At 70.6% G+C, this 17188-nt stretch carries 15 protein-coding genes; 4 read left to right on the top strand and 11 right to left on the bottom strand.

All coding sequences use genetic code 11. The features are described from left to right. Positions 1-73: 73 nt before the first annotated feature. The 8 genes from CSX12_RS03910 to CSX12_RS03875 form a co-directional block, all read right to left on the bottom strand. On the bottom strand, positions 74-547 hold the full coding sequence (locus tag CSX12_RS03910) for a carboxymuconolactone decarboxylase family protein (protein WP_124894917.1): 474 nt from the start codon (positions 545-547) through the stop codon (positions 74-76). Between the two features lie 39 nt (positions 548-586). After that, positions 587-1222 carry a response regulator transcription factor gene (locus tag CSX12_RS03905; RefSeq protein WP_017203746.1) on the bottom strand — a complete coding sequence of 212 codons (636 nt, stop codon included), beginning with the start codon at positions 1220-1222 and terminating at the stop codon, positions 587-589. Continuing rightward, positions 1219-2394 (bottom strand): histidine kinase, encoded by a 1176-nt coding sequence (locus tag CSX12_RS03900; RefSeq protein WP_124894916.1) that lies wholly within the window; start codon positions 2392-2394, stop codon positions 1219-1221. The genes CSX12_RS03905 and CSX12_RS03900 overlap by 4 nt, the downstream gene beginning before the upstream one ends. A 61-nt stretch (positions 2395-2455) precedes the next feature. After that, the gene (locus CSX12_RS03895; RefSeq protein WP_124894915.1) at positions 2456-3247 is read right to left on the bottom strand and encodes a class I SAM-dependent methyltransferase; all 792 of its coding nucleotides are present in this window, start codon (positions 3245-3247) and stop codon (positions 2456-2458) included. 5 nt (positions 3248-3252) lie between these two features. Continuing rightward, positions 3253-4431, bottom strand: coding sequence for an AMP-binding protein (locus CSX12_RS03890; protein ID WP_017203748.1), 1179 nt, complete (start codon positions 4429-4431; stop codon positions 3253-3255). A 29-nt stretch (positions 4432-4460) separates the two neighbouring features. Next, positions 4461-5381: a 1,4-dihydroxy-2-naphthoyl-CoA synthase gene (locus CSX12_RS03885; RefSeq protein WP_026049921.1), complete on the bottom strand. Its 921-nt coding sequence runs from the start codon at positions 5379-5381 to the stop codon at positions 4461-4463. Between the two features lie 100 nt (positions 5382-5481). Continuing rightward, positions 5482-6474: a permease prefix domain 1-containing protein gene (locus CSX12_RS03880; RefSeq protein WP_124894914.1), complete on the bottom strand. Its 993-nt coding sequence runs from the start codon at positions 6472-6474 to the stop codon at positions 5482-5484. Position 6475: 1 nt separating this feature from the next. After that, the gene (locus CSX12_RS03875; RefSeq protein WP_040568751.1) at positions 6476-6808 is read right to left on the bottom strand and encodes a helix-turn-helix transcriptional regulator; all 333 of its coding nucleotides are present in this window, start codon (positions 6806-6808) and stop codon (positions 6476-6478) included. A gap of 143 nt (positions 6809-6951) precedes the next feature. On the opposite strand from CSX12_RS03875, the gene CSX12_RS03870 reads away from it, so the two are divergent. After that, positions 6952-7938, top strand: coding sequence for an o-succinylbenzoate synthase (locus tag CSX12_RS03870; protein ID WP_124894913.1), 987 nt, complete (start codon positions 6952-6954; stop codon positions 7936-7938). Positions 7939-7960: 22 nt separating this feature from the next. Here the strand turns inward: CSX12_RS03870 and CSX12_RS03865 are convergent, their stop codons facing one another. Then, complete coding sequence (locus tag CSX12_RS03865; protein ID WP_017203753.1) at positions 7961-8584, bottom strand: TetR/AcrR family transcriptional regulator; 624 nt, start codon at positions 8582-8584, stop codon at positions 7961-7963. Between the two features lie 132 nt (positions 8585-8716). Between CSX12_RS03865 and CSX12_RS03860 the strand changes: the two genes are divergently transcribed. The 3 genes from CSX12_RS03860 to CSX12_RS03850 all read left to right on the top strand — a co-directional run bounded on the left by CSX12_RS03860 (position 8717) and on the right by CSX12_RS03850 (position 14248). Beyond that, positions 8717-11521 (top strand): MMPL family transporter, encoded by a 2805-nt coding sequence (locus CSX12_RS03860; protein ID WP_124894912.1) that lies wholly within the window; start codon positions 8717-8719, stop codon positions 11519-11521. Then, entirely contained in the window at positions 11518-13491 is a 1974-nt protein-coding gene (locus tag CSX12_RS03855) for a YhgE/Pip family protein (RefSeq protein ID WP_124894911.1), read from the top strand. Before CSX12_RS03860 ends, CSX12_RS03855 begins: the two co-directional genes overlap by 4 nt. Positions 13492-13651: 160 nt before the next feature. Next, positions 13652-14248, top strand: coding sequence for a 2'-5' RNA ligase family protein (locus CSX12_RS03850; protein WP_241160559.1), 597 nt, complete (start codon positions 13652-13654; stop codon positions 14246-14248). Between the two features lie 172 nt (positions 14249-14420). Here the strand turns inward: CSX12_RS03850 and ccsB are convergent, their stop codons facing one another. Both ccsB and CSX12_RS03840 read right to left on the bottom strand, forming a co-directional pair. Then, positions 14421-15395, bottom strand: coding sequence for a c-type cytochrome biogenesis protein CcsB (gene ccsB, locus CSX12_RS03845; protein ID WP_017203758.1), 975 nt, complete (start codon positions 15393-15395; stop codon positions 14421-14423). Between the two features lie 9 nt (positions 15396-15404). Continuing rightward, a complete protein-coding gene (locus CSX12_RS03840; protein ID WP_100248801.1) occupies positions 15405-17183 on the bottom strand; it encodes a cytochrome c biogenesis protein ResB in 1779 nt (592 codons plus the stop codon). Positions 17184-17188 lie beyond the last annotated feature (5 nt).

Genomic DNA, 17188 nt, shown 5'->3' with positions numbered 1-17188 from the left:
CTATTTCGGCCACTCCCCACCGGTCATCGCCCTGCGGGCTCATCCGCGTACATCGCAAGGATGATCCGTGCCCTCACACCCACGCGTGCGTGGACACGCCGACCCCGTTCCACGCATTGATCGTGACGATCAGCGCCACGAGCGCGCCGAGCTCGGCCGGGGAGAACTCCGCCGCCGCCGCCTCCCAATCCGCATCGGGGACGTGCGTCTCGGACGCACGGGTGATGCTCTCGGTCAGCGTGAACGCCGCTCGCTCGCGCGCCGTGAACAGGGCGGACTGCCGCCACACCGCCAGCGCGTTGATCCGCTGTGTCGTGTCACCGGCCTTCAGGGCGTCGGTGGCGTGCATGTCGACGCAGTAGCTGCATCCGTTCAGCTGCGACGCCCGCAGTCGGACGAGCTCACGGAGCCGATGGTCGAAATCCACCGCATCGAGCTCGCGCACCATCGCCGTGTCGAGGTGGGCGAGGGCGCGTGAGAAGTGCGGCGCGATGGTGTCGATGTCGAGGCGGACCGGGATGGGCACGGTGGGGGCGATGTTCTCCATGCACGGATCCTGCACCAGGCCACGGACACCGCGCGAGGGTCAGACCAGTCCGTGCTCGAAGGCGAAGACGACGAGCTGCACCCGGTCGCGCAGCCCGAGCTTGGTGAGGATGCGGCTGATGTGCGTCTTCACCGTCGCCTCGCTCAGGTACTCCCGGCCGGCGATCTCGGCGTTCGACAGACCGCGCGCGGCGAGCGCGAAGATCTCCTTCTCGCGATCGGTGAGCGTCGCGTACTGGGGCGGAACCGGCTTCGGCGCCTCGGCGAAGTGCGCGAACAGGTCGAGGGTCGCCGACGCGGCGATCACGCTCGATCCCGCGTGGACGGTGCGGATCGCGGCGAGCAGGAACTCCGGGTCGGCGTCCTTGAGCAGGAAGCCGCTCGCGCCCTGGCGGATCGCCCTGGCCGCGGCCTCGTCGAGATCGAACGTGGTGAGCATGACAACGCGGGGCGGCTCCGGCCTGGCGAGGATCTCCGCGGTCGCGGTGAGTCCGTCCATGACCGGCATGCGGATGTCCATCAGCACCACGTCGGGTCGGGTCGTGCGCACGACCTCGAGCGCCTCCCTGCCGTCGCCTGCTTCTCCGACCACCTCGAGGTCGGGCTGCGAGGCGACGAGCATCCGGATGCCGGCGCGGAACAGCGCTTGGTCGTCGACGAGCACGACTCTGATCATTCGGACACTCCGATCGGAAGCGAGGCATGGACGACGAACTGCGTCCCCCGACGCTCGGCTTGCAGACTACCGCCGGCGAGCTGGGCGCGCTCGCGCATCCCGATGACCCCGTGGCCGCCCTGTCCGACCACCGCCTCGCGCGAGACCGTGTTGCGCACGTCGATGTCCACGCGATCCGGCAGCCAGGCCAGGTGCACGTCGACGGCGCCGTCACCGTGACGGATGGCGTTGGTGAGCGCCTCCTGGAGGATCCGGTAGACGGCGAGCTGGATCGCCCCGGGCGGCTCGCCCGGCGGCATCGGGTCGACGGTCACGCGCGGTTCGATCCCCGCCTGTCGCACCTGGGCGAACAGCGCCTCGAGGTCGGCGAGCGTGGGCTGCGGACCGTCGCCCTGACGATGGCGCAGCTGGGTCAGCAGCATCCGCACATCGCTGAGCGCCCCGCGCGCGGTCTGTGCGATCGTGCCGAGCGCCTCGGTGGCCATCTCCGGCTTGACGGCCGCGGCGTAGCGCGCGCCGTCCGCCTGCGCGATCACGACGGCCAGCGAGTGCGCGACGATGTCGTGCATGTCGCGGGCGATGCGCACCCTCTCCTGCTCCTCGACAGCCAGGGACTCCGCCTGGAGCTGTGCGGCACGGGTGCGGCGTGCCCGCAGGATGACGCGCCAGAGGAGCCCGCACACCCAGGCGAATCCGAGCGCCATCGCCGAGAGCGCGAGCAGCAGCGTACCGGTGGTGACCTGCTCCCACCCCGATCCGGAGCCGAAGCTGACGCCGCTGACGAACACCATGAACAGGGCCGCCACGAGTCCGCCGAGGAGCGCGGAGCCGAAGCCCCACCAGAGCACGCGCCGGGTGCCCCATGCGGACGTGGCGTACAGCACCATCAGGATCGCGAAGTCGATGGGCAGCGGGCCGAAGCCGGCGAGCATCTGCACGATCGCGCCCGCCCACGCCGCGGCGAGCGCGAGCCCGGGAGCGAGCCGGCCGATCGCGACGCCGCCGAACATCAGCACGCTCGCCACGACCATCGCGGCGGCGGCGATCCCGAACGACCCGCCGCCGGGGACCGGCGCGTAGAACACCAGCGACATCGGCGTGAGGACGACGAAGAGCAGCGCCGCCCCGACGATGTCGAGGACCAGCGCCGTACGGGAGAGCGGGCGGATCACTCCCCCACGCTACGCGAGCGCACGGCGTCGGACATCCGTCTGCGGATGTACGCGTTCCGCCTCAGGCGCGCGCGAGGATCTCGCCGTGCGGCACGAGGAACCAGCCGTCGCCGTCCTCAGCCCAGCGCTTCCACGCTTCGCTGATGTCCTCCAGATCGCTCCGGCTCGCCATGCCCTCGTCGACGAGCTGCCGGGCGAGCGCGGACTCGAGGATGCGGTCGGCCCACATCCCGCCCCACCAGGCGCGCTCGGCCGGGGTGGCATAGCACCACGTGGAGGCGGTCGCCGTGACGTCCTGGAACCCGGCGGCGCGTGCCCAGGCGAGCAGTCGGCGTCCCGCGTCGGGCTCTCCCCCGTTCGCCCTGGCGGCCGCGCGATACAGCGCGAGCCAGCGATCGAGCTCCGGGAGCACCGGGAACCAGAGGAATCCCGCGTAATCGGCATCGCGCGCCGCGACGATCCCACCCGGCACGGCGACGCGACGCATCTCCCGCAGCGCCTGCACCGGGTCGGCCACGTGCTGGAGCACCTGGTGCGCGTGCACGACGTCGAAGGAGTCGTCGGGGAAGCCGAGCGCGTGCACGTCCTCGACGGAGAAGTCGAGATTGGTCAGGCCCCGCTCGGCGGCCAGGCGGCGCGACAGCGACAGGGCGCCCTCATCGATCTCGGTGGCCGTGACGTGCGCGACGACACCTGCGAAGTCGACTGTGATGCTGCCCGGGCCGGCGCCCACGTCGAGAAGACGCGTGGCGGCCGTGAGATGCGGGCGGAGGTACTGCGCCGAGTTCGCGATGTCGCGCACGTTGTGCGACCGGAGGACGGATTCGTGGTGTCCGTGCGTGTACGAGGCCATGCGGTTCATTCTGGCAGTCCCCGTCCGGCTCGGTGCAGCGCGGCGACCGCCCTCCTGATCGCCTCGCGGTCGGGCTTGCCGGACGCCAGGACATCGAGTTCGTCCACGACGATGAGACGGGACGGACGGGCGTGCTTGCCGACCTCGTCCGCGACGGCGTCGCGCGCCTGCGCCAGCTGCTCCGACTCGCTGCGCCGCAGCACCTCCCCGCGCGCCGCGACGATGACCGACGCCTCCCCCCAGCGCTCGTCCTCGACACCGATCACGACCGCCTCGTGCAGGCCGGGGATCCGACGGACGACCCGTTCCACCCGGTCGAGCGAGATGTTGACGCCTCCCGAGACGATCACGTTGTCCGCGCGCCCGTGCACACGTACGACGCCGTCCTCCACGAGCCCGAGGTCGCCGGTGCGGTACCAGCGGATTCCGAGCTCGTCGCGCACGAACGCCCGGGCGGTCAGCTCTCCGTCTCCCAGGTACCCCTCCGCGAGCATGGGACCTGCGATGCGCAGCTCCCCGTCGACCGTGCGCACCGCGACCGTGTCGAGGGGCACCCCGTCGTACACGCAGCCACCGCTGGTCTCGGTCGACCCGTAGGTGCGCACCAGGTGCACCCCCTGTGCCGCCGCGCGTTCGCGCAGCGGCTCCGGAAGCGACTGCCCTCCGACGAGGATCGCGCGATAGGCCCGCAGCGCGGAGAGGACCGCCGGGTCGTCCGCCGCGTCGAGCAGGGTCGCGACCTGCGCGGGGACCAGTGACGTGTACAGATCAGGGAGATCGGCACCCGGTGTCCGGCGCTGCAGCGAGCGGGTCGCCTCCGCGAACGACAGCGGCGAGAAGCGCCCCTCGACCGATTCCGGCCGCGTGCCGGCGAGAAGCGATCGCACCAGCACCTGCAGACCCGCCACATAGCCGGCCGGGAGCGCGAGCAGCCACCGCCCGCTCCCGATCCGTGCGGCCGTCGCCTCGGCGCTGGCCCGCAGCGCTTCACCGCTCAGGGCGACGCGCTTCGGAACGCCGCTCGACCCCGAGGTGGCGATCACGGCCGCGATCCCCTCCGCGACGTTCTCCGGTGCGCCCGCGACCATGCCGAGTCCGAGCGCCGGGCCTCCCTCGAGCGCGCTGCGCAGCGCCTCCCACAGCTGCTGCGGGTCCTCGGCATCCGTCGGGATCAGCGCGGTCATCCGGGTCTCCGCTTCCGTCGTGCCAGGGGTCAGTAGTGCCAGGGGAACGACGACCAGTCGGCGTCGCGCTTCTCGAGGAACGAATCGCGCCCCTCCACGGCTTCGTCGGTGCCGTACGCGAGACGCGTGGCCTCCCCGGCGAACACCTGCTGGCCGACGAGCCCGTCGTCGACCGCGTTGAAGGCGAACTTCAGCATGCGGATCGCCGTGGGCGACTTGGTCAGCACGGTGCGCGCCATCTTCAGCGCCTCCCGCTCGAGGTCGGCATGCGGGACGACGCGGTTAACCGCTCCCATCTCGTAGGCGCGCTGCGCGGAGTACTCCTCGGCGAGGAAGAACACCTCGCGGGCGAGCTTCTGCCCGGTCTGGCGCGCCATGTACGCCGAGCCGTATCCGGCGTCGAAGCTGCCGACGTCGGCATCGGTCTGCTTGAAGCGCGCTTCCTCCGCGGAGGCGATGGTGAGGTCGCACACGACGTGCAGGGAGTGTCCGCCACCGGCCGCCCATCCCGGCACCACCGCGATGACGACCTTGGGCATGAAGCGGATCAGACGCTGCACCTCGAGGATGTGCAGACGCCCGACGGCGGCTCGGCTCGCACCGTCGACGATCGCCGTCTCCGCATCCGAGTACTTGTACCCATCGCGACCGCGGATGCGCTGGTCGCCGCCGGAGCAGAACGCCCAGCCGCCGTCCTTCGGGCTCGGGCCGTTGCCCGTCAGCAGCACGGCGCCGATGCGCGCATCCTGTCGGGCGATGTCGAGCGCGCGGTACAGCTCGTCCACGGTGTGCGGGCGGAAGGCGTTGCGCACCTCCGGCCGGTTGAACGCGATGCGGGCGACGCCGCCGTCGCGCGAGACGTGCGCGGTGATGTCGGTGTAGTCCTCGGCACCGGGCGCAAGCACCCATTCGGCCGGGTCGAACAGGTCGGAGACGAAGGCATCGGTCACGGCATCCACCCTATTCCCCGGTTCCCGTCGCCCTTGCTGTCGGTTTGGATGCGCCATGCCGACAGCCGGTGCGACGGGAGGAGGTGATCGTGTCGGACGATCAGCCGCGACGCGCGCGGGCCGCCTTGCGCCAGCCGTCCACGATGTCCCATCCGACCCCCGCCGCGACCCCGAACCCGAGCAGGACAGCGAGGATGCGGAACACTCCACCCTCATCGGCGGCACCCGCCTGTCCCGCAGCGAACCCCTCGCCCCCGGCGGCCTCGACGTGGGCAAGGAAGTCCGGGTTGACGAGCTCACCCGTGAACAGCAGCACGAGGGCCCACGCGAGGAAGGCGACGGCGAGGATCGTGTTCACCACCGCCAACCGCGGGCTCCACCGCCCCGCGCGGAAGAGCACGACGGCGAACACCGCTTCCGCCACGATGATCAGCAGCAGCACGCCGATCCCCCAGGGCCACAGGTCCGGATCGAGGATCGGCAGGGCCTGGCCGTCGACCTGGACGAAACCGCGGAACCGATCCCAGAGGAGCGCGCCGACGGAGATCCCGAGGAACACCAGCGACGCGATCAGCTCGCTCCTGCCCGCGCCGTCCTGCGCGGGCTCCGGCAGCTGGTCCACGTTCCACTCGGTCAGGGCCGCCGTGCTCCCCGGCCGCTCCAGGATCACGAACACCAGGGTCGTCCAGAAGCAGATGTGGAGGATCGCGCCACCTGTCGCGAGGATCGACGTCGAGATGACCTCCCCGACCGGTGCGGCCGAGATCACCTGCCCCAGAGCGACCGCACCGAACACGCACACCGGGACGATGAGGAGGAGGAGCTTCAGCAGTCGCCACCACATCAGGTAGTACCGCGGACCGATCAGGTACAGCGGGCGATCCGCGTACCCGGCGGCGAGAGCGCCGGGATCGCCGAGCTCGGTCAGCACAGCGCGCTCCGCGGCTTCGGGCGCCTCGCCCTGCTCGAGCCTCGCCTCGACGGCGTCGGCGATGGAGGCTTCGAGTTCTGCGCGCACGTCGCCCTGAGCCTCGGGAGGGAGGCTGCGGATCGTCGCGCTGATGTATCGCTCGGTGAGCGTGGTCGTCGTCATTTCAGTGCTCCTCTGCGGTGAGGGATGCGATCGCCGCCGTGAGCGACCGCCATTCGTCGGTGAGGGTGTCGGCCAGGCGGATGCCGGCCTCCGAGGTGCGGTAGAACTTGCGCGGCCTGGCCTCGTCGGTGTTCCACTCGCTCGTCAAGTACTCCTGCTTCTCGAGGCGGCGCAGCAGCGGGTACAGCGTGTTGGCGTCGGTCGCGAAGCCCCGCTGTTCGAGCTGCTCCAGCAGGGAGTAGCCGTACCCGGGGGTGCGCAGCAGCTGCAGGCAGGCGAGCACCACGGTGCCGCGCCGGAGTTCCTGCAGATGCGTGTCCAGCGTCTCGTTCATGCCGATCACATTACTGTGCGTCACACACCATTGTCAACGACACACTGCTGTCGGACACGTCGGTGGATGGGATGTTCTCGCGGAATCGACGCACCCGAGGGGCGAAGCGCGGCCCGACCGACGACACGGAGCAGAATGGGCACATGATCCCGCCCCTCGCAGACCTGCTCGACTCGGCCAGGGTCGTCGCCCTCCCAATGCACAGCCGCTTCCGCGGCGTCGACACCAGGGAGGCCCTCCTCTTCCAGGGGCCGGAGGGCTGGGCCGAGTTCTCGCCGTTCGTCGAGTACGACGACGTGGAAGCGGCGACGTGGCTGGCGGCGGCGATCGACTTCGCGTGGCGCGAGCAGCCGACGCCACTGCGCGAGCGGATCGGCGTGAACGCCACGGTCCCGGCGATCGACGCCGCACAGGTGCCGGAACTGCTGTCGCGGTTCGCGGGGTGCCGCACGGCGAAGGTCAAGGTGGCCGAGCCCGGTCAGACGCTCGCCGATGACGCGGCGCGGGTGCGTGCGGTGCGCGAGGCGATGGGCCCCGAGGGCCGGATCCGGGTGGATGCCAACGGGCTGTGGAACGTGGACGAAGCCGAGCACGCCGTGCACGTGCTCGGCGAGTACGACCTCGAGTACGTCGAGCAGCCGTGCGCCACGGTCCCCGAGCTGGCGGACCTGCGTCGGCGGGTGAAGTACATGGGCATCCCCGTGGCCGCCGATGAGAGCGTGCGGAAATCCTCGGACCCTCTCGCGGTCGCGCGCGCCGGCGCCGCGGACCTCCTCGTCATCAAGGCGCAGCCGCTGGGCGGGATCACGCACGCGCTGCAGATCGTCACCGCAGCCGGACTGCCGGTCGTGGTCTCGAGCGCCTTGGACACGGCGATCGGCCTGTCGCAGGGGGCCGCGCTGGCCGCCGCCCTCCCGACGCTGGATTACGACTGCGGACTCGGCACGGCCTCGCTGTTCCTCGACGACGTGGCCGACCTGCGCCCCGTCGACGGCGAGATCCCGGTGGGACGCCTGACACCGGACGCCGACGCCCTCACCCGGCTCGCGGCGTCCGACGAGCGACGCGAATGGTGGCTCGCGCGTCTCGCCCGCTGTCACTACGAGCTGGCGTCGGCAGAGAGGGATTGATCGGCTGATCCGTCGGCGGTGCTCAGGGGTCGACGAGCAGCTGAACGAGGTGACCGAGCTCCTCGCTCCCGGACTGGCGCAGCTGCGCATCGTCCTGACCGGCCATGGCCCCGCGAACGGTCATGCCCTCCCAGACGATCATGAGCATCCGCGCCGCGACCGCGGCAGGCAGCCGCAACCGAAGGGGGACGGCGGCGGCGATGTCGTCGACGATCTGCGCGATGCTCGCGACCATCTCCCGCTCCTGCGCCAGGTAGGCCTCGCCGAAACGGGCATCACGCAGCGCCCGGATGCGGATCTCGCTCATCAGCATCACCCCGAGGCGATCATCGCCACCGAGTTCCATCACCTGCTGCACGAGCTCGATCGGATCGCACCCCTCGGCGAGCGCGCCCTCCGCCGTCATCTCCTCCACGCGCTGACGCACGGCGCGCACACGCGCGTCGGCGACGCTCGCGGTGAGCATCAGGAACAGCTCGTCCTTCGACTCGAAGTTGGAGTAGAAAGCACCACGGGTGAAACCGGCCCGTTCGCAGACGGCCTCGACGGAGGCGCCGTCCAGACCGGCTTCGGCGAAGACCTGGGCGGCCGCCTCGAGGAGACGGGCGCGCGTGTTCTCGCGACTGCGGGTTGCGGGTGTCGACATCGAAACCTCCTGACCCTTCACTCTCGCATGATTCACACCCTGCACACAGACTCCGCGCGCCGGGTCACCTTACGATACATCTATGTATCGGATACACCTGTGTATCCACCCCGCACCCCCTCGGAGGAACGCGTGTCCACACTCCTGTCGTCGCTCGGACGCTGGTCCTTCCGCCACCCCTGGCGGGTCCTGGTGTCGTGGCTCCTGGCGCTCGGCATCGCGGGCGCTGGTGCCCTGGTGCTCGGCGCCGGCACGGACAACACGTTCTCCATCCCGGGCACCGAGTCCCAGGCCGGCCTCGAGCAGCTCTCGCGCTCCTTCCCGCAGGTGAGCGGAACGAACGCGCAGTTCATCGTGGTCGCGGCCGACGGCGACAAGATCACGGATGCCGAGTACCAGGACGACATCGAGGGCGCGGTCGATGAGCTGGACGACCTCGACGGCGTGCTCGCTGCCACCTCCCCGTACGACGAGATGGTCAAGGGCATGATCAACGACGACGACACCGCCGCCATCGTGCGCGTGCAGTTCGACGGCGAGTCCACCGATGTCTCCGAGGAGACGAAGGATGCGCTGCGCACAGTCGTCGCCGACCTGGGCGCGGATCTCCCCTCAGGCTCGCAGACCTCCCTCGGCGGCGATCTGTTCGCGATCTCCATCCCCGGCGTCACCCTGACCGAGGCCGTCGGACTGCTGATCGCCCTGCTGGTGCTGATCGTGACCTTCCGCTCCTTCGTGGTCGCCGGACTCCCCCTGCTCACGGCCATCCTGGGCGTCGGGATCTCGATGGCCGGCATCTTCACCGCCACCGCCTTCGCCACCGTGTCCTCGACCACCCCGCTGCTGGCGCTCATGCTCGGGCTCGCGGTGGGCATCGACTACGCGCTGTTCATCATGGCGCGCCACCAGGATCAAGTTCGCGCCGGCGTCGACCCGGAGGAATCCGCCTCCCGCGCCGTCGGCACGGCGGGATCGGCCGTGGTGTTCGCCGGTGTCACGGTGCTCATCGCCCTGATCGGCCTCGGCTTCGCCGGCATCCCGTTCCTCACGACCATGGGTATCGCCGCCTCCGCCGCGGTCGCCGTCGCCGTCGCGATCGCGGTCACCCTCACTCCCGCCCTGCTCGGCTTCATGAAGGGCAGGGTCGTCGGTCGCCCGAAGAAGGCCAGGGCGCCGAAGACGAAGGGGAACGCCGACGACTCGGCCGATGACACCGCGCCCTCGAAGCCGGTCGTCCCGGTGAAGGGCAGCGCCCGATGGGTCGGCGGCGTCATGAAGCACCCCGCGCTGGTGTCGATCGCGGTGGTGCTCGGGCTCGGCATCGTCGCCGTCCCCGCGCTCAGCCTCGACCTCGCACTGCCCAACGCCGGCGTGCTCCCGAAGGACAACGAGGCGCGGCAGACCTACGACCTCGTCGGCGAGGAGTTCGGTCCCGGCTTCAACGGTCCGATGATCCTGACCGGAACGATCGTCACCTCCACCGATCCGCTGACGCTGATGGAGGACCTCGGGGACGCGGTCGCGAAGGTCCCCGGCGTCAAGGAGGTCGCCCTCGCGACCCCGAACGAGACCGCAGACACCGGGATCGTGCAGATCGTGCCGGAGACCGCGCCCGACGACCCCGCGACCGCCGACCTCGTGCGCGAGCTGCGCAGCCACCACGATGAATGGCTGGACGAGTTCGGCATCGACCTCAAGGTCACCGGCTTCACGGCCGTCGGCATCGACATCTCCGACCAGCTCGGCAACGCACTGCTGCCGTTCGGCATCTTCGTGATCGGCCTGTCGCTGATCCTGCTGACCATCGTGTTCCGCTCGCTCTGGGTGCCGATCACCGCCGCGGTCGGCTACCTGCTGTCGATCGTCGCCGCTTTCGGTGTGGTCGGGGCCGTGTTCGAGTGGGGCTGGTTCGCGGATCTGCTGCATGTCGCCAAGGTCGGACCGATCATCAGCTTCATGCCGATCATCCTGATGGGCGTGCTGTTCGGCCTCGCCATGGACTACCAGGTGTTCCTCGTCTCCCGCATGCGCGAGGACTTCGTGCACGACAAGGACGCGACGAGCCCGAACCGCGCCACCCGCAGGGCCGCCGCGCTCCGCGCCGTGCGCAGCGGCTTCACCGGGTCGGCGAAGGTCGTCACGGCGGCCGGACTCATCATGTTCGCGGTGTTCGTGGCCTTCGTCCCCGAAGGCGACTCTTCGCTCAAGCCGATCGCCCTCGGCCTCGCCGCCGGCATCGCGTTCGACGCGTTCCTCGTGCGGATGACGCTGATCCCGGCGCTGATGGCGATCCTCGGCGAGCGCGCCTGGGAGCTGCCCCGCTGGCTGGAGAAGGTCCTCCCCCGCGTCGACGTGGAGGGCGAGGCCGTCGAACGCGAGCGGCACCTGGCCGCATGGCCCGGCGACGACTCGGTGGTGGCGGCCGACGACCTCGTGATCACCGCGGACTCGCCGCTCATCGACGACTTCTCCGTCCGCCTGCCGGCCGGAGGCGCCGTGATCGCGACCGGCGGCGATCCCGGGGCGCGCCGCGCTCTCGCGCTCACGATCGCGGGCCGTCTGACGCCGTCCGACGGGCGGCTGCGCGTCGGAGGCCACCTGCTGCCCGGCCGAGCGGCATGGGTGCGATCGCACGTCGGATGCGTCCTCGTGGACGGCGAGGATGCCGCGCTCGACGACCTGACCGAAGCCCTGCGCGGCAGATCCCGCGTCGTCGTGATCGACGGTATCGACCGCCTCACCGATCCCCAGCGCGACCAGGCGACGGCGATGCTGCGCGATGCCGCAGCCGCACGTCCGCTCGCCGTCTTCGCCACCGCCGCCGACCCCGGTACGGCGCGCGCCACCCTTGCCGAGGCCGGATGGCCCGACGTCCAGACTCTCGACACGCGCGCCTCACGACGGGGCGTCGCCGAATCCACCGAGGTGACCGCATGACCCTCCCCATCGAGCGCGCGCGCTCCCGCAAGCCCATCACCTGGCTGACCATCCTCGGCGTGCTGCTGCTGCCCGCGGCCGTCGGCGGCATCCTCGTCACGGCGCTGCAGAATCCGACCGAGAGGCTCGAGTCCATGACCGCGGCCATCGTGAACCTCGACGAGCCCGTGACCATCGACGGCCAGACGACCCCGCTCGGACGCCAGCTCGCGGCAGGCCTCGTCGACGGCTCGGACGACCTCGACTCGAACCTGACGTGGGTGATCTCCAACGAGGACGACGCCGCGGACGGCCTGGCCGACGGCTCCTACCAGGCCGTCATCACGATCCCCGAGGACTTCTCCGCTGCGGCGACCTCGGCCGGGACGGCGATCTCCGACGGCGGGGGAAAGGCCGAGCAGGCCACCATCACCGTGACCACCCCCGACGACGGCCTCGTGGCCGACGACCTCATCACCGGTCAGATCGCCGACGTCGCGGCCTCGACCATGGGCACGATGCTCTCCGAGGCGACGACGGAGAACATCCTGGTCGGTTTCACCACGATCGGCGATCAGATCGGCGATGCGGCCGACGGTGCGCTGAAGCTCGCGAACGGTGCGCGCGATGCCGCCACCGGGGCCGCCGCGATCCCCGACGGTGCGACCCAGCTCGCCTCGGGCGCGGGCGAGCTCAGCTCCGGAGCGTCGTCGCTGGCCTCGGGCCTCGACACGATCGCCGGCAAGACGCGGGAGGCGGCGGCCGGCGCGGCGCAGATCGGATCGGGACTCACCGGTGGCGGTGCGACGCTGCAGCAGAACGTGGGAGGCACCCAGCAGCTCGTCGGCGCGATTCAGAGCGCCTCCGCATCGGCGCAGTCCGCCGCCGCCGGCTCCGCCGGGCTCGCCCAGCAGCTCGGCGGTCTCGCGGCCGCGGCGTGCACCCCGCCGGTCGCTGATCAGGCTCAATGCGACCTGTACTCCGGCCTCGCCACCCAGGCGGGGGCCGTGGCCACCGACGCCGGCACCGCCTCCGGCGTGCTCAACAGCGACCAGGTCGCCGGCGGCGTCGCCGCGCTCCCCGGCACGTTGAGCACTCTCGCCTCGAGCATGACCCAGGCCGGCACCGGTGCGACACAGCTCGCGGGCGGCCTCACCCAGCTCGCCGACCAGGGCATCGCCGCATCCGCCACAGGCGCACGGGGCCTCGCTTCCGGCGCGACACAGCTGTCCGAGGGAGCGACCGCGCTCGCCGACGGTTCAACGGAACTCGCCACCGGACTCGACACCCTCGCGACCGGGACGGGCGACCTCGCGGGCGGACTGCGCACGGCATCCGACTCCCTCCCTTCGTTCAGCGACAGCGAGTCGACGTCGCTCGCCTCCGTGATCGCCGACCCCGTGTCGTCGAACTCTTCGACGAACACGATCTTCGGCCCGACGGCGATCCCGCTGCTCGCCGCGGTCGTGCTCTGGTTCGGGGGACTGGCGACGTTCGTGGTGATGCGCGCCCACACGGCTCGCACCCTCACCTCACGCCGTTCCTCCGCGTCTCTGACCCTGCGAGCGTTCGCTCCCGCCGCGCTGATCGGCGCAGGGCAGGGTCTGCTGGTGTCGCTGATCGTGCAGATCGTGGCGAGCTACGATGCCGGCACTTGGTGGGCTTTCGCCGGCACGGCCGTGCTCGCCGGTGTGGTGTTCGCCGCGGTGAACCAGGCGCTCGTCGCGCTGTTCGGCGGCGTCGGCCGCTGGATCTCCGCGCTCGTCGGAGTGCTCGCCGTCGCGACCGGGCTCATCTCGACCGTGCCCGACTGGCTCGCCGGGATCGGCGCCGCCCTCCCGACGGCTCCCGCGTTCGCCGGCCTGATCACCGCCAGCGGCTCCGCGGTCGCGGCTCTCGTGGTCTGGGGCGTGCTGTCGCTCGTGGCCACCACGCTCGCCGTGACCCTCCGCCGCACGACCTCCGCCAAGGCCCTCCTCGCCCCCGCCTGACCCCTCCCACCCGCACCGCCTCACTCCACCGCCCCACTCCCCCGCACAACTTCGGAGATCGCGCCGGACACGCCGCGCCTCGCCCGGCGAGCCCGGCGTGTCGTCGTCACACTCCGAAGTTGTGCGCGGCACCCGGGGCACAGGTTTGTAACCTCGTTCCATGCGCCGACCGTTCATGGACACCCCGGAACAGCTCGCGAGCCTGGAGGGGCAGCAGTACCTCGTGCTCCGACCCACGGCGGGCGTGCGCGAGACCTATCGGGGCGTGCAGGACGCCGCGCTCGCGCGTCTCGGCATCCCGGTGCGACGTCCACACACCGGGCACGTCACGCTCCGTGGGTTCTCCGAGCTGGAGAGGCGCGAGGAACTCGCCGCCCTCATCCGCGCGTGGGCCGCGCAGCAGCGCCCGATCGAGATCATCGCAGACGCAGTGGACGAGTTCCCCGCGCCGTGGCAGATCCTGATCGTACGCCTGGCCCGGAGCGCCTCGCTCGTCACGGCGTATTCAACCCTGACCGCCGCATTGGATGCCACGGACTTCCGCCGCCTCGGCGAACTGCCGCTGGCGGACTGGACCTTTCATCTGTCGGTGCTCTACGGCAATAGTCTCGACGCCAAGGAGTGGTCTCGATTCGCGCAGGCCGAGTCCCGCGCGTTCGGGTCGGTGCCGGCGGAGGTCATCTCCGAGGCGGAGTTCGTCTGGTACCAGGACGGCCGCGAGCATGCCGAGATCCTGCCCCTCCGCAGCCGAGCCTGAGACGCATCCGCAGAACTTCGGAGACCCGATGACGACACGCCGCGCCTCGGGGGTGAGGGACGGCGTGTCGGCCCGGATCTCCGAAGTTGTGCGGACGGAGGTCTGACGGGGGGGACGGCGGCGCGGGCCGGCGGGCCGGGACGGCGGGACGGCGGCGGGGCGGGGCGGGGACTCAGCTCAGGCCGGAGTAGGCGTGCAGGCCCTTGAAGAAGACGTTCACGATCGTGAAGTTGAAGATCACGGCCGAGAAGCCGACGATCGCGAGCCACGCGGAAGGGTTGCCGCGCCAGCCGCGGGTCGCGCGTGCGTGGATGTACCCGGCGTAGATGACCCAGATCACGAAGGTCCAGGTCTCCTTGACGTCGAAGCCCCAGAAGCGGCTCCAGGCGTAGTACGCCCAGATGGATCCCGCGATGAGCGTGAAGGTCCAGAGGATGAAGCCGATGATCGTGAACAGGTAGGCGAGGCTCTCCAGGCGCACCGACGTCGGGAAGGTGCGGAGGAACCCGGGCCCGGTCTTCGCGGCCCCCTCTCCGACCAGACGCTCTCGGCGCGACTGCATGAGCTGGATCACCGAGAGGGCGAACGCGAGAGCGAAGAAAGCGGTCGCGAGCGACGCGACGAACACGTGGATGATGAGCCACACGCTCTTGAGCGGGTCCATCAGCGGTGAGACCTCGACGTAGAAGTTCGTCGCTCCGAGGCCGAGGAGCACGACGACCAGGCCCGTGATGAACGTGCCGAGGAAGCGCAGGTCGAGGCGGGTGAGCACCACGAGGTACACCGCGATGATGAGCAGCGTGCCGATCATCGCGAACTCGTAGAGGTTGGCCCACGGCACGCGTCCGGCCGCGATACCGCGGGTGACGGTCGCGGCGAGATGGAACAGGAATCCCAGCACGGTGAGCGAGGTGCCGATCCGCGCCATCACGAAGCGCTGCGGTGCTGCGGCCGCCCCGGACGGGAGGGACGAGGCCGTCGTGCTCGCTCCGGCCGCCCCGACGAGCACGGATTCCTTCACGGTCTGCGCATCGGCCGTGGCCTGCGAGCGGCGCGCGAGATCGAAGGCGTAGGCCACGAAGGCTGCCGCGTAGATCGCGATCGCCGTCCACAGCAGGACCGGCGAGATCACGTTGAGCTCGAGCATGGTGTCAGTCTACTTTCGGGTGTCGGTCGCCGGGGCCTCCGGCTCAGCGGGCTGATCCGCCGTCTCGTCAGGGGTCGGCTGCGCCTTCGTGCCGCCTGCTGCGTCGAGCAGTCGCGCGTGCCCGGCGACGAGGTCGTCCACCGCGGCGGCGAGCGTGGGGTCTTCTCCGCGGGCGAGCGCGGCGTACTCCAGCGCCACGGCGCCGTCCTTCGCCGTGGCTTTGACCCAGACGCGGCGGCGCGGCACGAACAGGGCGACCATGAGTCCACCCAGCGCGAGCAGCGCGAAGCCGAGCACCCAGACGCCGGACTCGTCGCGGTGGATCTGCAGCGAGGCGAAGCGCTTCACGGATTCGGACGCGTCCGTGGCGCCGGCGGGCGAGTCGTCCTCGAACGTCACCGATCCGAGACCGTCCGGCAGCTGGGCCGTCTGGCCGGGCGTCAGCTCGATGGACTCCACGTCGGTGCTGCGGCCGGTGAGCTTGGTCATCCCGGTCGTGTCGAGCACGTACACGGACCGAGGAACGCCCTCGTTGATGCCGAGGTCGCCGGTGTACACGTCGAGCGTCAGGGTCGGGTTCGTGAGGTCGCCGTACGCCGAGAAGAAGGCGCCCGTGTCGAGCACGCCCGTCGTCGGGTAGAAGAAGCCGACGAGTCCGACCTGCTCCGCGAGTCCGTCCGGAACCTTGAGCACCCCGAGCGAGGTCATGTTGTTGTCCTGCGGGAGGAACGGCGTGCTGCCCGTGAAGACGACCTTGCCGTCCGGGTCTCGCACGGTCACGGTCGGGGCGTAGCCGTTGCCGAGCAGGAACACATCGTCGTCCGCGACCGCGAGAGGCTCGTTGACCTTGACGGCGCCGGTGCGCTCCTCGCCGTTCTCCTGCACCGTGACGTTCGCGGAGAAGTCGCCCGCCTGCCCGGAGCCGGGTTCTCCGAACGGCTGGTACGTCACGTCGAACGAGTCGAGGCGCATCGAGTACGGAGCGAAGGCGTCGTCGCCGACGAACCGGCCGCGGTTCATGGAGTCGTAGTCGAGCAGCGTGTTCGCGAAGGTCTCGCCTTCGACCAGCACCCGCTGTCCGGTGTAGGAGAATCCGCCGCCGATACCGACCGTGACCAGCACGCCGACCAGCGCGAGGTGGAAGAGCAGGTTGCCGGTCTCGCGCCAGTAGCCGCGCTCGGCGGAGACGGAGAAGGTGCGGCCGCGGTCGTAGCGTTCCACGCGGTAGCCGAGCGCTTTGAGCTGCTTCGTCGCGACGTCGATCGACGCGGCGGCCTCCGCCTCGGCATCGCCCGTCCTGGTGCCGGAGTCCGCAGCGGGGTCGCGTGTGACCGCGCGGTAGTCCTCGAGGCGCTGCAGTCGTGCCGGGGTGCGCGGCGGCCGAGCCCGCAGGGCCTTCGCGTGGTGCTTGATGCGCGGGATCACGCAGCCGACGAGCGACGCGAACAGCAGGAGGTAGATCGCCGAGAACCACGGCGACAGGTAGACGTCGAACATCTTCATCGCGTCGAGCACGGGGAAGAGGTCGGGGTTGTCGCGTTCCCATTGCGTGACGCCGTTCGGGTCGGCCATCCGCTGCGGGAAGATCGAGCCGGGGATCGCCGCGATCGCGAGCACGAGCAGCAGGATCAGCGCGGTGCGCATTGAGGTCAGCTGACGCCATCCCCAGCGCAGCCAGCCGACGAAGCCGAGCCGTGGCTGTGTGATCGAGTCGTCGCCGTCGACATGGTCGGACGGGCGGAGCGGATCGCTGGAGTCGCCGTTCACGGCACCCTTGTTCTTCGTCATGGCCT

Source organism: Microbacterium sp. Y-01, from assembly GCF_003856715.1.
In the GTDB taxonomy this organism is placed as follows: Bacteria; Actinomycetota; Actinomycetes; order Actinomycetales; family Microbacteriaceae; genus Microbacterium; species Microbacterium algeriense.
This window is presented reverse-complemented; position numbering and strand designations above follow the sequence as displayed.